At 38.1% G+C, this 15,598-nt stretch carries 13 protein-coding genes; all 13 read left to right on the forward strand.

Going from position 1 to position 15,598, the window contains the following annotated elements; all coding sequences use genetic code 11:
* The first annotated feature begins 169 nt into the window (after nt 1–169).
* The 13 genes from spoIIP (at nt 170) to rpsU (ending at nt 15,598) form a co-directional block, all read left to right on the forward strand.
* Nucleotides 170–1,330, forward strand: a complete 1,161-nt coding sequence (gene spoIIP / locus KBP50_RS07645) for a stage II sporulation protein P (protein ID WP_050353121.1) — start codon at nt 170–172, stop codon at nt 1,328–1,330.
* Nucleotides 1,331–1,341: 11 nt separating this feature from the next.
* Nucleotides 1,342–1,647, forward strand: a complete 306-nt coding sequence (locus KBP50_RS07650) for a hypothetical protein (RefSeq protein WP_050353120.1) — start codon at nt 1,342–1,344, stop codon at nt 1,645–1,647.
* A gap of 396 nt (nt 1,648–2,043) precedes the next feature.
* On the forward strand, nt 2,044–3,852 hold the full coding sequence (gene lepA / locus KBP50_RS07655; RefSeq protein WP_050353119.1) for a translation elongation factor 4: 1,809 nt from the start codon (nt 2,044–2,046) through the stop codon (nt 3,850–3,852).
* Between the two features lie 494 nt (nt 3,853–4,346).
* Nucleotides 4,347–5,501 carry a radical SAM family heme chaperone HemW gene (gene hemW / locus KBP50_RS07660; RefSeq protein ID WP_050353118.1) on the forward strand — a complete coding sequence of 385 codons (1,155 nt, stop codon included), beginning with the start codon at nt 4,347–4,349 and terminating at the stop codon, nt 5,499–5,501.
* Between the two features lie 258 nt (nt 5,502–5,759).
* A complete protein-coding gene (gene hrcA, locus KBP50_RS07665; protein WP_050353117.1) occupies nt 5,760–6,791 on the forward strand; it encodes a heat-inducible transcriptional repressor HrcA in 1,032 nt (343 codons plus the stop codon).
* A 112-nt stretch (nt 6,792–6,903) separates the two neighbouring features.
* A complete protein-coding gene (gene grpE, locus KBP50_RS07670) occupies nt 6,904–7,506 on the forward strand; it encodes a nucleotide exchange factor GrpE (protein ID WP_050353116.1) in 603 nt (200 codons plus the stop codon).
* 30 nt (nt 7,507–7,536) lie between these two features.
* On the forward strand, nt 7,537–9,375 hold the full coding sequence (gene dnaK / locus KBP50_RS07675) for a molecular chaperone DnaK (RefSeq protein ID WP_050353115.1): 1,839 nt from the start codon (nt 7,537–7,539) through the stop codon (nt 9,373–9,375).
* A 197-nt stretch (nt 9,376–9,572) separates the two neighbouring features.
* Entirely contained in the window at nt 9,573–10,700 is a 1,128-nt protein-coding gene (dnaJ, locus tag KBP50_RS07680; protein WP_050353114.1) for a molecular chaperone DnaJ, read from the forward strand.
* A 639-nt stretch (nt 10,701–11,339) separates the two neighbouring features.
* A complete protein-coding gene (gene prmA / locus KBP50_RS07685) occupies nt 11,340–12,284 on the forward strand; it encodes a 50S ribosomal protein L11 methyltransferase (RefSeq protein ID WP_050353113.1) in 945 nt (314 codons plus the stop codon).
* 19 nt (nt 12,285–12,303) lie between these two features.
* Nucleotides 12,304–13,074 (forward strand): 16S rRNA (uracil(1498)-N(3))-methyltransferase, encoded by a 771-nt coding sequence (locus KBP50_RS07690; protein ID WP_050353112.1) that lies wholly within the window; start codon nt 12,304–12,306, stop codon nt 13,072–13,074.
* Nucleotides 13,062–14,414, forward strand: coding sequence for a tRNA (N(6)-L-threonylcarbamoyladenosine(37)-C(2))-methylthiotransferase MtaB (gene mtaB, locus KBP50_RS07695; protein ID WP_050353111.1), 1,353 nt, complete (start codon nt 13,062–13,064; stop codon nt 14,412–14,414). Before KBP50_RS07690 ends, mtaB begins: the two co-directional genes overlap by 13 nt.
* A 199-nt stretch (nt 14,415–14,613) precedes the next feature.
* Nucleotides 14,614–15,285: a deoxyribose-phosphate aldolase gene (gene deoC / locus KBP50_RS07700; RefSeq protein ID WP_373314089.1), complete on the forward strand. Its 672-nt coding sequence runs from the start codon at nt 14,614–14,616 to the stop codon at nt 15,283–15,285.
* Between the two features lie 136 nt (nt 15,286–15,421).
* The gene (gene rpsU, locus KBP50_RS07705; RefSeq protein WP_019377991.1) at nt 15,422–15,598 is read left to right on the forward strand and encodes a 30S ribosomal protein S21; all 177 of its coding nucleotides are present in this window, start codon (nt 15,422–15,424) and stop codon (nt 15,596–15,598) included.

A 15,598-nucleotide genomic window follows, 5' to 3' on the forward strand; every position in this document is an offset into this window, starting at 1 on the left:
CCAAAAGAAAGTGCATAGGCGTAGCAATTGGACACAGTTACGCTTTAGTTAGTAGCCTTTTGTAAAACAGCTTATCACATGAATAAAAAATTATACAACAGGATGCTTCATTCCATGCTTTTATAGTATAAGTTCGAACGATAGTTGTGATTTTAGAAGGGGTGAAAGAATGAAAACAAAAACGCTATGGTTTCTCTTGCCAAGAAGCAGTGTGTATATTATTGGCTTTATATTACTTTTTTTGTTCATAGCAACTATGACAGCTATAAAACCAGCATACCGACTGTCATCAGAGATGATTAGTGAATGGACAAGCGACATAGATAGTTCCTTCTTTTACTATCTACTTCGTTTAGAAAATCGTGCGTTTCATGAAGGATTTCCAGCCGATAAGGCAAAGCCTGACGTAACGAACACTTTATTTCAAATAGCAACTAATTTAAAGCCAAATGATCCGCGTAGCTTGTTAAGAAATGAAATACCTGGATTTTCTAATTTCGATAATCAAATGATTGTAGCAGGACAAGGTACTGATTTTACGAATTTTCCGGTAGAGTCATCCCCTCCATTGGAAGACGTTTTAAAAGAAAGACAGGCTGTTCTAGAAGAAAGTGAAGAACAAACAGAAAAAGACAAAAAAGATCAAGAACAGCAACAAGCTACCCCGACAACTGGTGATAAACAAGTCGTTTATATATACAATTCCCATAATCGGGAATCTTTTCTACCTCATTTACCAGAGGTAACAGATCCTAATCAGGCACATCATAAAGAAGTGAATATAACAAAGGTAAGTGACCGTTTAGCAAAATCACTGCAAGATAACGGTATTGGAACGGTAGTAGAAGATACGGATATCATGAATGAATTGAATAAAAAGGGTTGGGACTATGGCAAGTCATATCAAGCCTCTAGACAGGTTGTAGAAGATGCGTTTGCAGCTAACAAACATATGCGATATGCGTTTGATTTACACCGTGATTCCATTAGTAGAGATAAGACGACCACAAAAATTAATGGTAAATCGTATGCCAGGCTTATGATTGTTGTTGGTGCAGAACATGCGGATTATGAAGAAAACCAAAAGCTGGCAACAAACTTACATTATTTACTAGAAGAAAAATATCCAGGCTTGAGTAGAGGAGTATATACCAAAAAAGGCGCAGGTACGAATGGTATTTTCAATCAGGATTTATCCGAAAATGCACTGTTATTTGAATTTGGTGGAGTTGAAAATCATTTAGACGAACTATATCGTTCTGCTGATGCACTTGCGGATGTATTTAGCGAAATGTATTGGGACGCAGAGAAAGTAGATGCGTCATCTTAGGAGGTGTAAAAATGACTCGTGCTGTTATTGTATTACTATTATTAGCGGTTTGTTTTTTAGCTGGGGTTGTTTACGGTAATAATGGTGGAGAGGAGGACAATCCTATTGTCCCGACAAATGTAACGGAATCAGATGAGCGTGCTATTGAAAAAGAAGTACAATCGGCTCCCGATAGTCAGCATGAGGTATTGACCACGCAACCTGAGATGCCTGCACCGGCAACTGAAAAAACGGCCTCAGTATTAGAAGCTGGTATTACTAGTTTTTTTGAAGCTGTAGTGACGATCTTACATCAAATCGCTGAGCTGTTTTTTTAGCAAGCATGGTAAAAAAACAAATTTGTTTTCAATACAGGATTTTTAGAACGCCCTTCGTCTAACGTGTACTTAGCTAAGTATATGTTAAAAAATTGCCATGAAAGTGATAAATAAAATATCGCTGTTGTCTTACTTCGAGTCTAATGAAGTTTATGATGTTTTACGAACCTTTTATCTGACAACAGGCCGCCTAAACGATAGGCAACTTTCACGGAACTAACTTTTTCTTGACCTTCGTGACAATAAAGATGTATATGGTACCACGATGGATTAACTGTATCATTGTTCTTGAATATCATTGATTCTATTGCTATAATCTAACCTAGTCATTGTCGTCGAGAATTTAGGTTTTCTACTGAAAGATACTGGTAGAAAAAGTAGGAGTGAACATCATTAATGGCAGAAATTCAAAGAAATGTGCGTAATTTTTCGATTATCGCTCACATTGATCACGGGAAGTCTACATTGGCTGACCGTATTTTAGAGCGTACGAAAGCCATTACGGAAAGAGAAAGGAAAGATCAGCTGCTTGATGCAATGGATTTGGAAAGAGAACGTGGTATAACCATCAAATTAAATGCAGTGCAGCTAAATTACCGAAGTAATGCTGGCGAAGACTATCTATTTCATTTAATCGACACACCTGGACATGTTGATTTTACATATGAAGTATCAAGGAGTCTTGCCGCCTGTGAAGGCGCCATTTTAGTAGTGGATGCAGCACAGGGGATTGAAGCACAAACGCTAGCCAATGTTTATTTGGCATTAGATAATGACCTGGAAATTATACCGGTTATAAATAAAATTGATTTACCAAGCGCAGATCCAGAACGCGTGAAGCAGGAGCTTGAAGATGTTATTGGTATTGATAAAGATGATGTTATTTTAGCTTCTGCGAAGGCGAATATAGGGATTGATGAAATTTTGGAGCGAGTCATTGAAGCGATACCTGCTCCTGCTGGAGACCCTGAAGAACCATTAAAAGCTTTAATATTTGATTCTATGTACGATCCGTATCGTGGTGTTGTAGCCTATGTTTGTATTAAAGAAGGTTCTTTAAAGGTTGGCGATAAAATAAAGATGATGGCTACTGGTAAAGAATTCGAAGTAAATGAATTAGGAGTGTTTCGACCAAAGCCAGTAACTAAGGATGAATTGATTGTTGGGGATGTTGGTTATTTAACAGCCTCGATTAAAAATGTAGGTGATTCCCGAGTGGGGGATACGATTACATTAGTCGAACGTCCAGCCTCAGAGCCATTACCCGGGTATAAGCGCTTAAATCCAATGGTCTTTTGTGGGTTGTATCCGGTCGATTCAAAAAACTATAATGATTTACGCGAAGCATTAGAGCGTTTAGAGTTAAACGATTCCTCTTTACAATATGAGGCTGAAACATCGCAAGCTTTAGGCTTTGGCTTCCGTTGCGGATTTTTAGGCTTATTGCATATGGAAATCATTCAAGAGCGAATTGAAAGAGAGTTTAATATCAACCTAATCACAACAGCCCCAAGTGTTATTTATGAAGTAGAGCAAACAGATGGAACAACGATAACAATTGATAATCCATCGTTCATGCCTGATCCACAGCAGATTAAAGAAGTGAGAGAACCATACGTGAAAGCTACCATTATGGTTCCGAATGAATATGTTGGTGCAGTGATGGAAATTGCCCAGAAGAAGCGTGGTCAGTTTATAGACATGGAATATTTAGACGATATTCGTGTTAATGTGATTTACCATATTCCGTTGTCAGAGATTGTGTATGATTTCTTTGATCAGTTAAAATCACAAACAAAGGGATATGCTTCGTTTGACTATGATTTAATTGGCTACAGAGCTTCTAAGTTAGTGAAAATGGATATTTTGTTAAATGGTGACACGATTGATGCATTATCGTTTATTGTTCACCGAGATTTTGCTTATGAACGTGGTAAGCATATTGTTGATAAATTAAAAGAGCTTATTCCGAGACAGCAATTTGAAGTTCCAGTACAAGCGGCAATAGGCAACAAAATTATTGCTAGATCCACCATTAAAGCGATGCGAAAAAATGTTCTGTCCAAATGCTATGGTGGCGACATTTCCAGAAAAAGAAAACTATTAGAGAAACAAAAAGAAGGAAAAAAACGGATGAAGATGGTTGGTTCCGTTGAGGTTCCTCAGGAAGCGTTTATGGCTGTTTTGGAAATGGATGATGACTAAACTAATCGGTTAAAACTATATATAGCGTTCTGCTGCCGTAATGCCGTCATAAGCGGCTTTGGCGGTAGAACGTTTTTAAAATTATTATTTCTCGAATATAGGTAACCCCAGAACTAAGAGTTGTAGCGATATGAAGAAGTCTAAGCGGGAAATAACCACAGCTAAAGTTCCGATTCGCTCGATTCGATAAAATGTCGATCAAACAAGGCGGGACACACCGAAAAGGTATAATACTTTTTCCAGTGAACGAAAGAGGTTAGTCGTTGTACTATTTTGTCAGTATGGGGGGAGGAAAACTCCTACTCCATGAAGTTTACATTTTATATGTATTTGGATCGCATCGGTATTGGTGGCTAGTACTTGTATTTGAGGTATTAAAGCCATTACAATAAACGATAAATAAAAATGATGACTTTACTAGTCGGATTGACTTAACTTATTCGAAGTACATGTCATCTCTGAAATAAAGTTTGTTTTCCATGAAGGAGTATTTTATGACATCTATTCAATCTGTCTATATCCACATCCCGTTTTGTCAGCAAATTTGTCATTACTGTGACTTTACGAAATTCTTTTATAATGAACAGCTAGCAAACGATTATATTGAAGCGTTAAAACAAGAAATATCTACTTATGTACAGGAAGAACAAATGAACGTGAGGACGATATTTATTGGAGGAGGAACACCCACTGCTTTAACCGTTCAGCAATTGGAAACCGTGCTAAGTCACATCGCACAGAAATTTAATCTTGACGCATGTGAAGAGTTTACGATTGAGGCAAACCCTGGTGACTTTAGTAAAGAGAAGGTTGAGCTATTACGAGCTTATGGGGTTAATCGAGTATCCTTAGGTGTACAAGTGTTTGATAATGAGATGCTAAAAACGCTAGGTAGGATCCATACCGTTAAGGATGTGTACAATACCGTTTCATTATTGCAAAATTACGGCATTCGTAATATTAGTACGGATTTAATCTATGCTCTCCCCAACCAAACCGTTGCGCACTTTCAAGATTCATTAGCTAAGGCAATGGATTTAAATCTGCCACACCTTTCAACATATGCGTTACAAATTGAACCGAAGACTGTCTTTTATCAGCGTTATAAAAAAGGACAACTACCTCGGCCTCCGCAAGAGGATGAAGTAAAAATGTATGACATTTTAAAAGCAACGGCAGAAGAAAATGGGTTACACCAATACGAAATTAGTAATTTTGCTAAACGAGGTTTTGAAAGTAAACATAATTTAACCTATTGGAATAATGATTTCTATTACGGGTTTGGAGCCGGTGCTTATGGATACTTGCCTGGGAAGCGCTATGGCAATATCCGACCATTACCTGCATATATTAAACAAGCAAAAAAGAACGGCAAGCCTGTTTTACATGTAGATGTCATCGGCAAAAAAGAACAAATCGAAGAAGAGATGTTTCTTGGTTTACGCAGAATGGCGGGGGTGAGCAAACACCAATTTGCAGATAAATTTGGTCTCTCCATGGATCAGCTATATCGCTCCTCGATAAAGGAACTGATGGATCGCGGCTGGTTGATGGAAGAAGAAGATAAAGTCGCATTAACAGAAGAAGGAAAAATATTAGCTAATGAAGTATTTGAAAGGTTTTTACTCGAAGATACGGTAATTCACTAGGGAATAACCAAATAGTCTGTGTGGTCTTATACATACAGGCTATTTTATTATGACTAATATTTGCAGTTAGTGATGGAGCATTTGTATAGCCCCTTGTGTTGTAAACGGCATCATAAACCATTCCACACTGGATTGGTTTTATCTCCATAAAAAGATTGTATTCACGCATGCCATTTTATTGACAAAAAAAAGTGGATTTGATAATTTAATATTAGCATTAGCACTCGAAAGGAATGAGTGCTAACAGAGGTGATCATCATGTTAACAGAAAGGCAGTTATTAATTTTACAAGTCATAATTGATGATTTCATCGAGTCGGCACATCCAGTTGGCTCACGTGCTATTGCAAAGAAGGAAGTGATTCCATATAGTGCTGCAACCATCCGTAATGAAATGGCAGACTTAGAAGATATGGGGTTTCTTGAGAAAACTCATTCATCGTCTGGTCGTATTCCTTCTGAAAAGGGGTACCGCTATTATGTGGACCATCTTATTTCGCCAAGTATTTTACAACAAGAAGGCAATGTGATAAAGCACATGATTCAAGATGGTTTTTTTGAGTTTGAGCAAATTGTACAAATGTCTGCAGAGGTATTATCAGAGTTGACCAATTATACATCGATTATATTGGGGCCTGAAATCTTTGAGACAAAATTAAAGCAAATTCAAATCATACCATTATCAGCCAGTACTGCTGTTGCTATACTTGTTACAAATACGGGACATGTCGAGCATCGTTCATTTTCAATTCCTGAGGAAATAAATAGCTCTGACTTGGAGAAAATGGTCAATATTTTAAATGATCAGCTACATGGTGTTCCGATTTTGCAGCTGGCTGAAAAATTTAATGCAGAAATTGATGCGATGATGCAGAAGTATGTTTCTGATTTAGATAAGTCATATCAACACTTAAAAGGTGCATTTCTGCAAGATCACCCAGTCAAATTATATATCGGCGGAAAGTCTAACATGCTTATGCAACCTGAATTCAATGATGTTAATAAGATTCGAGCTTTTTACACGATGATTGAAAATGAAGATGAAATAGTGAATTTATTAAAGCAATCCAATGATGGCATTAAAGTTTCAATTGGTAGGGAAAATGACGTTGACGCCATTAAGGATTTAAGCTTAATTACTGCTGCTTACCATTTAGGTGAGGGGCAAATGGGAACGATCGCGTTGCTTGGTCCAACAAGAATGGAATATCGTAAAGTGATTTCATTATTAAATATCCTTTCTCATGAAATGACAGACGTATTGTATATGAGGTACAAAGATGAAAATTAATTGATAAAGCTGAACGCGTCTAGGATGAGCAGCTCATAAAACCCCACTGTTTCGTTCTGAGGCTCAACGTGTTATAGTGTATGATGGTTAGTTTAAATTGGAGGTGTCAGGCGTGGAGGAACAGGAAAAACAAACAAACACGACTACTGAAGAAGAGAACAATGTTAACGAAGAGGTAGTGGAGGATGAAACAGCTGAATCTGTAGAAGTTTTAGATAAAGAAGAAACAGAAGAAGCGAATGACAGTGAAGAGGATACTTCACAATTACAATCAAAATTGAATGCATTACAAGCAGAAAAAGATGAACTGTATCAACAATTACTTCGAGTTCAAGCTGAGTATGACAATTTTAAAAAGCGTACGATTAAAGAGCGCGAAGCAGCTCGTAAATATCAATCACAGGATTTAATTCAAGAATTGTTACCTGCTTTAGATAACTTTGAGCGTGCTTTGCAAGTCGAAAAAACAGAAGCCACTGCGAGTATTATTGATGGTATCTCTATGGTTTATAACCAATTAAAAGAGGCGCTAGCTTCACAAGGTGCAGAAGAGATCCCAGCGGTTGGGGAAGAATTTGACCCAAACATACATCATGCTGTTATGCAAGTAGAAGATGATGATCAGCCATCGAACACCGTTGTAGAAGAGTTGCAGAAAGGCTATAAATTAAAAGATCGTGTAATTCGTCCAGCAATGGTAAAAGTAACTAAATAATCGTTTTTGCTAGTTAAGGAGGAAATAACTATGAGTAAAATAATCGGTATTGACTTAGGTACAACAAACTCTTGTGTCGCAGTAATGGAAGGTGGCGAATCTGTCGTAATCCCAAACCCTGAAGGTAACCGTACAACTCCTTCTGTTGTAGCGTTTAAGAATGGAGAAAGACAAGTGGGTGAAGTTGCAAAGCGCCAAGCAATTACAAACCCTAACACGATCCAATCTATTAAGCGTCATATGGGAACAGATTATAAAGTGAAAATTGAAGATAAAGAATATACACCACAAGAGGTTTCAGCTATTGTACTTCAACATCTTAAGTCTTATGCTGAAGACTATATTGGGGAGAAAGTTGAAAAAGCTGTTATTACAGTCCCTGCTTACTTTAATGACGCTGAGCGTCAAGCAACGAAAGATGCTGGTAAGATTGCTGGTTTGGAAGTAGAGCGTATTATTAACGAACCAACAGCGGCTGCATTGGCTTACGGAATCGATAAAGAAGATGAAGATCAAACGATTTTAGTATATGACTTAGGCGGAGGAACATTTGATGTTTCTATCCTAGACATTGGTGACGGTACATTTGAAGTCGTTTCTACAGCTGGAGATAATCGTCTAGGTGGCGACGATTTCGACCAAGTTATTATAGACTATATGGTACAAGAATTTAAGAAAGAAAATGGTATTGATTTATCTAAGGACAAAATGGCTACGCAACGTTTGAAAGACGCAGCGGAAAAAGCGAAAAAAGAACTGTCCGGAGTATCGCAAACACAAATTTCCTTACCATTTATTACAGCAGGTGAGGCTGGTCCATTACACTTAGAAATGACATTAACAAGAGCGAAATTTGAAGAACTCTCCTCTGATCTTGTTGAGCGTACGATGATACCTACACGTAAAGCTTTATCTGATGCTGATTATTCAGCAAATGATATTGATAAAGTTATTTTAGTCGGTGGTTCAACAAGAATTCCTGCTGTTCAAGAAGCAATTAAACGTGTTATTGGTAAAGAACCATCAAAAGGTGTAAACCCGGATGAAGTTGTTGCACTTGGTGCGGCTATTCAAGGTGGTGTCCTTCAAGGTGACGTGAAAGATGTTGTATTATTAGACGTTACTCCACTTTCTTTAGGTATTGAAACAATGGGGGGCGTAACAACTAAATTAATCGAACGTAATACTACAATCCCAACTAGTCATTCGCAAATTTTCTCAACAGCTGCTGATAATCAAACAGCCGTTGATATTCATGTCTTACAAGGTGAACGCGAAATGGCGGCAGATAATAAGACATTAGGTCGTTTCCAATTAACGGATATTCCACCAGCACCACGTGGTGTTCCACAAATTGAAGTTACGTTTGATATTGATGCTAACGGAATTGTTAATGTTCGCGCTAAAGATCTGGGAACAAATAAAGAGCAATCGATTACGATTAAATCTTCTTCTGGTCTTTCTGATGAAGAAGTAGAACGTATGGTTAAAGAAGCCGAAGAAAATGCGGAGGCAGATAAAAAACGTCGTGAAGAGATTGAATTACGCAATGAAGCGGATCAGTTAATCTTTACAACGGATAAAACAATTAAAGATCTTGGCGACAAAGTTTCTGACGATGAGAAACAAAAAGCAGAAGCAGCAAAAGATGAATTGAAATCTGCACTAGAAGCGGACGATATTGAAAAAATTAAAGAAAAGAAAGAAGCGTTACAGGAGCAAGTACAACAGCTTTCGGTTAAATTGTATGAGCAAATGGCGCAACAGCAACAAGCTCAACAAAGTGAACAAGGTTCAAATAGTGACGATGATGTCGTTGACGCGGAATATCAAGAAGTAGACGATGAAGAAGATAAGGATAAAAAGTAAACATTGGAACAGGAAAATGAAGGATAGTGGCGGTGCCACCTTTCTTCGATTATCAGCCTGTTAATTGTAAAGTCAAAGTCAGGTTCCTCTTGGCTTTGACTTTTTACACGTTTATCGTTTGCGCATATTTGCCACATGCATATATATGGTGGTAAGATAAGAGCTATGCAAAAGTGTGTATCGGGGAGAGTGATCAAGTGAGTAAACGAGACTACTATGAAATCCTTGGAGTCGAAAAAGGCGCTTCCAAAGATGAAATAAAAAAGGCATATCGTAAATTAGCCAGAAAATACCATCCAGATGTGAATAAAGAAGCGGGTGCTGCAGATAAATTTAAAGAAGCCAAGGAAGCCTATGAAGTGTTAAGTGATGAACAAAAACGGGCGCAGTATGATCAATTTGGACATGCTGGACCTCAAAGTCAAGGGTTCGGTGGCTTTGGCGGGGCTCAAGACTTCGGCGGTGGCTTTGGCGATATATTTGATATGTTTTTTGGTGGGGGCGGGCGCAGAAGAGATCCAAATGCCCCACAGCAAGGAGCAGATTTACAATATACGATGGAGTTGGAATTTGAAGAGGCTATTTTTGGTAAAGAAGCCGAGATTACGATTCCTAAAGAAGAGACATGCGATACTTGCTCAGGTTCTGGGGCAAAACCCGGAACGAAAACGAAAACCTGCTCTCATTGTAACGGTTCAGGTCAATTAAATATGGAGCAAAACACACCATTTGGTAAGGTTGTTAACCGCAGAGTATGTCATTATTGTAATGGCTCAGGTAAAATCATCCCAGAAAAATGTACGACATGTGGCGGTACTGGCAGAGTGAAAAAACGCCGCAAAATTCATATTTCCATACCAGCTGGAATTGATGAAGGTCAACAAATTCGAGTGTCAGGTAAAGGAGAAGCTGGTATTAACGGGGGCCCTCCAGGAGACTTATTTGTCGTAGTGCATATTAAACCACATGAATTCTTCCAGCGAGAAGGGGATCATATTTTCTGTGAACTGCCGTTAACTTTCGCGCAGGCAGCGCTTGGAGATGAAGTGGAAGTGCCGACAGTTCATGGGAAAGTAAAACTAAAAATACCAGCTGGAACTCAATCTGGCAAAGTCTTTCGCATGAAAGGTAAAGGTGCACCAAATGTGAGAGGATATGGTCATGGTGATCAGCATATTAAAGTGAAGGTAATAACACCTACAAAGCTTACCGATCGCCAGAAGGAATTGTTACGAGAATTTAATGATATCAGTGGCAATGAGGCAACAGATGAACAAGAGGGTTCCTTATTTGAACGATTTAAGAAGGCATTCAAAAGTGAATAACGGTGTGTTTTTCACACCGTATACATAATGGGTTTGTGTAAATGCAATTCACCCAACAAATTTTTATGTAAGAATAGTTTTAAGTACAAGCTTCATCTATAATGGTAGAGTAATTAGTTGTTTTAAATAGTTTACGCTGTTGAAAAGCTTTCCACAGGGTTGATTCATACGCTACTACTTGAAAGGTGAAGACATTTATACATGTTAGCAAGCAACCATTGATAGGTGAAAAATACTCTATACCATTTTACTAAAAGCTAAACACGGGCGATTACATGGAAGACTTGGCACCAGCCAAGTTTTCTTTACACTATAGGAAAGTATAAACTTAGGTGCATATGGATAATGAAATAACCGAATAGTCACGTCCAGCGCATGAGCCCGGCAACGATGCGACTTTAGAAATGCGCCCTACGATAAGTCATCATCGGTTCGTTACAAAGAGGAAGGCCGGCTAAAAACTAAAAACGGGCTTGCCGCTCAGGCGTCGGCATACCCCTGTTGTAGGGGCATGATTCCTTTATCTTTAGTTGATTCGTTCCATTCGCTACGTTGCTAAACGGGCACTTGCGCCTTTGTTCCACTATAGGAAAGTATAAGATTTTTTTGGTTTATAGTATAAGAAAAGGGTGATTGAAGATGAAATGGTCTGAACTTTGTATCCATACGACGAATGAAGCTATAGAACCGATATCGAATATTTTACATGAAAATGGAGCAAGTGGTCTTGTGATTGAAGATGCTTTAGATTTAGAGAGGGAACATACTTCTATTTATGGGGAAATATATGAATTAAACCCTGAAGAATACCCAGAGGAAGGGGTTTATATTAAGGCTTATCTTCCTATCAACAGTTTTTTAGGTGAAACGGTGGAAGAAATAAAACAAGCAATTAACAACTTAATGTTATATGATATCGATTTAGGCAGAAATCAGATCACCTTAAGTGAAGTCCATGAAGAGGAATGGGCCACTGCTTGGAAAAAGTATTACAAACCTGTGAAAATATCGAAACGGATTACGATTACACCGACATGGGAAGATTATCAACCTGTAGATACAGATGAAATCATTATTGAACTTGATCCAGGTATGGCCTTTGGTACCGGTACACATCCAACAACTGTATTAAGTATTCAGGCATTAGAGCAATTTCTTCATAAAAATGATACAGTAATTGATGTAGGTTCGGGGTCTGGTGTGTTAAGTATTGCAGCAGCGTTATTAGGAGCTACGCGTGTTTATGCGTATGATTTGGATGATGTAGCTGTAAAGAGTACGGTATTAAACGCAAAATTAAACCAATTAGAGGAAAAGATAATTGCAAAGCAAAATAATTTATTGGACCATGTAAAGGTGGAAGCAGATCTTATTGTTTCTAATATTTTAGCTGAAGTGATTGTGCGGTTCATTGAAGAAGCTTGGGAGCGATTGAAATTTGGTGGTTATTTTATTACATCTGGAATTACACAGAGTAAAAAGCAATTAGTAAAAGAACATTTGGAACAACAAGGTTTTGAGATCATTCAAGTCAACGAATTAGAAGATTGGGTTTCAATTGTTGCATTAAAACCGAATCAATAGTGGAAGAAGGTGTTAACTATTGCAACGTTATTTTGTACCTGCACATACGTGGTCTGATAAAACGATCAAGATTACCGGAGATGATGTGCATCATATAAAGCGTGTAATGCGATTTCAGGCAGGGGATGAGATTATTTGTAATCATCCAGATGGACAAGCCGCTATTTGTCAGATCACATTTTTAGACAATCAGGTTGTCTATGCCGATATTGTGGACTGGTTAACGCATCATGCAGAATTACCTGTAGATATTGCTATTGCACAGGCATTACCAAAAGGTGACAAGCTGGAATGGATTTTACAAAAAGGGACAGAGCTCGGCGCTCATCGATTTTTGCCTTTTCAAGCAGCTCGATCCGTTGTAAAATGGGAAGAAAGACGAAAAGAAAAGAAAGTAAAACGGTGGCATAAAATTGTTAAAGAGGCTAGTGAGCAAAGCCACCGCAATAAAATTCCAGCAGTAGATCCTTGTAAGGGGCTTTCTGAAATCATAGAAGCTTCCAAAGACTATGACTTCGCTTTGTTCGCTTACGAAGAAGAAGCTAAATCAGAACAACATCAGTCATTGGGTTCGGCATTAGCAAAACTTGAAAAAAAACAAAGTCTGCTTGTATGCATTGGTCCTGAAGGCGGGTTTTCAGATGAAGAAGTGAAATTTTTAAAAGAAAATGAATTTCAAGCAATACGGCTTGGACCAAGGATTTTACGGACAGAAACTGCTGCACTATATACGTTAGCAAGTATATCGTATCACTTTGAAGAAATGAGGTGTTCATCATGCCAACAGTAGCTTTTCATACATTAGGTTGCAAAGTAAACCATTATGAAACAGAAGGTATATGGAACATGTTTAAGGAACATGGTTATGAAAGAGTCGATTTTGATCGTAATTCTGATGTTTACGTGATTAATACGTGTACGGTGACAAACACAGGTGATAAAAAAAGCAGGCAAGTTATTCGGCGAGCAATCCGCAAAAATCCGGAAGCTGTTGTCTGTGTTACTGGTTGCTATGCTCAAACTTCTCCAGGAGAAATCATGGAAATACCAGGGGTAGACGTGGTTGTAGGCACACAAGATCGAAAGCATATGATCAGCTATATTGAACAGCATAAAAAATCGAAAGAACCAGTAAATGGTGTTTCTAATATTATGAAAAATCGAGTCTTTGAGGAAATGGATGTCCCTGAGTTTTCTGATCGTACTCGTGCATCTTTGAAAATTCAGGAAGGCTGTAACAACTTCTGTACCTTTTGTATTATTCCTTGGTCACGTGGGCTATTACGTTCAAGGGACCCACAAAATGTAATTGAACAAGCACAAAAGCTTGTAGATGCAGGGTATAAAGAAATTGTATTAACAGGTATTCACACAGCAGGCTATGGTGAAGATATAAAAGATTATAATTTTGCCATGCTTTTGCACGATTTAGAGTCCAAAGTCAATGGATTAAAGCGAATCCGTATTTCTTCTATCGAAGCTAGTCAAATTACTGATGAAGTCGTGGAAGTATTAGATCAGTCCGAAAAGGTTGTCAGGCATTTGCATATTCCATTACAATCGGGATCTGATTCGGTATTAGCGAGAATGCGCCGGAAATATGCAAGTTCTTATTATAAGGAAAAAGTGATGAAATTGAAAAAAGCACTGCCAGGGCTAGCAATAACTTCTGATGTTATTGTTGGCTTTCCAGGGGAAACGGACGAAGAATTTCAAGAAACATATGATTTTATTAAGGAAATTGGTTTTTCTGAACTCCATGTATTCCCTTATTCTCGCAGAACAGGCACACCAGCTGCTCGGATGGAGGGGCAAGTTGATGATGAGGTGAAAAATAACCGTGTCCATCAACTAATTGAATTATCAGAGCGGTTAGCTAAGGAATATGCTTCGAACTACGAAAATGAAGTACTTGAAGTAATACCTGAAGAACATTCCCAGGACGAACAACATCCAAATCAATTGATTGGATATACAGATAATTATTTAAAAGTAGCTTTTTCTGGTACGCCAGATATGATTGGCAAGCTCGTGCGTGTAAAAATAACGAAAGCAGATTACCCGCTTAATCAAGCGACATTTGTAAGAGTGCTAGATGAAACAGCATATGGTAAAGTGAGTGCCAACTAATTTACCCGGCAATACGTGAACAAATACTTTCTAAAAAAGGATGTTCACTTTTGCCGGCTTTCTTATGGAATAATCTCATAATCCATTTTTCTCTACATTATTGGAACAAACTCTTTTTTTCGTCAATATTAGATTTCTTTTGCAATAAATGCTATGATATTCAAAGAGGTACGTACAACTATGTTAGGAAGGAATGAATTTGATGGATAATTTAGCAAAATATATTGATCATACGCAATTAAAGCCAGATACAACAAAAGAAAAAATTGCCCAAATTGTGGAGGAAGCTAAAGAGCATGACTTTGCATCTGTGTGTGTTAATCCATATTGGGTCCCTTACTGTTTCGAACAATTAAAAGCAACATCAGTTAAGGTTTGTACAGTCATTGGTTTTCCATTAGGAGCTACTTCTACTTTTGCAAAGGTGGAAGAAACTAAGCAAGCAATTAAGGATGGTGCGACAGAAGTAGATATGGTTATTAACATCGGCGCATTGAAATCCGGAGATAAACAAACGGTTCTCGCGGACATAGAAGCAGTAGTGAAAGCGGCAGAAGGTCAAGCACTTACAAAGGTAATTATTGAAACTTCTTTATTAACAGAAGAAGAAAAGGTACAAGCATGCCAATTAGCGAAGCAAGCAGGTGCTGACTTTGTAAAAACATCAACAGGATTTTCTGGTGGTGGTGCAACCGTTGAAGATATTCGTTTAATGCGTAAAACGGTAGGGCCGGATATGGGAGTAAAAGCTTCTGGAGGTATTCGTGATTTAGCAACGACAAAAGCGATGATAGAAGCTGGTGCAACAAGGATTGGCGCAAGCGCAGGTGTGTCTATTCTAAAAGGTGAGCAGGGCAACAGTGGATATTAATATGTATAAATTATTGTTTGTTTGGAAACAATCAGTTGACCAAAATAAAGGATTATATTATACTTTAAAAAGCATGTGAATTGAAAGTCATATGCTAGTACAATCTGTTTTGTGCTTCGGAGGGAGGGAAATTAGCATGTCAAATACAACTCGCGTTCGTAAAAACGAGTCTCTTGAAGATGCTCTTCGTCGCTTTAAGCGTAGTGTATCCAAAAGTGGTACATTGCAGGAATATCGTAAGCGTGAACACTACGAAAAACCAAGTGTGCGTCGCAAAAAGAAATCTGAAGCTGCTAGAAAGCGTAAATTCTAA

Origin of the sequence: Virgibacillus pantothenticus, from assembly GCF_018075365.1 — a bacterium.
Lineage (GTDB): Bacteria > Bacillota > Bacilli > Bacillales > Amphibacillaceae > Virgibacillus > Virgibacillus pantothenticus.

Bases quoted from the DNA above. Each gene is read 5' to 3' on its own strand.
- spoIIP (WP_050353121.1), top strand. From the start codon at position 170: ATGAAAACAAAAACGCTATGGTTTCTCTTGCCAAGAAGCAGTGTGTAT.
- KBP50_RS07650 (WP_050353120.1), top strand. From the start codon at position 1,342: ATGACTCGTGCTGTTATTGTATTACTATTATTAGCGGTTTGTTTTTTA.
- lepA (WP_050353119.1), top strand. From the start codon at position 2,044: ATGGCAGAAATTCAAAGAAATGTGCGTAATTTTTCGATTATCGCTCAC.
- hemW (WP_050353118.1), top strand. From the start codon at position 4,347: ATGACATCTATTCAATCTGTCTATATCCACATCCCGTTTTGTCAGCAA.
- hrcA (WP_050353117.1), top strand. From the start codon at position 5,760: ATGTTAACAGAAAGGCAGTTATTAATTTTACAAGTCATAATTGATGAT.
- dnaK (WP_050353115.1), top strand. From the start codon at position 7,537: ATGAGTAAAATAATCGGTATTGACTTAGGTACAACAAACTCTTGTGTC.
- prmA (WP_050353113.1), top strand. From the start codon at position 11,340: ATGAAATGGTCTGAACTTTGTATCCATACGACGAATGAAGCTATAGAA.
- mtaB (WP_050353111.1), top strand. From the start codon at position 13,062: ATGCCAACAGTAGCTTTTCATACATTAGGTTGCAAAGTAAACCATTAT.
- rpsU (WP_019377991.1), top strand. From the start codon at position 15,422: ATGTCAAATACAACTCGCGTTCGTAAAAACGAGTCTCTTGAAGATGCT.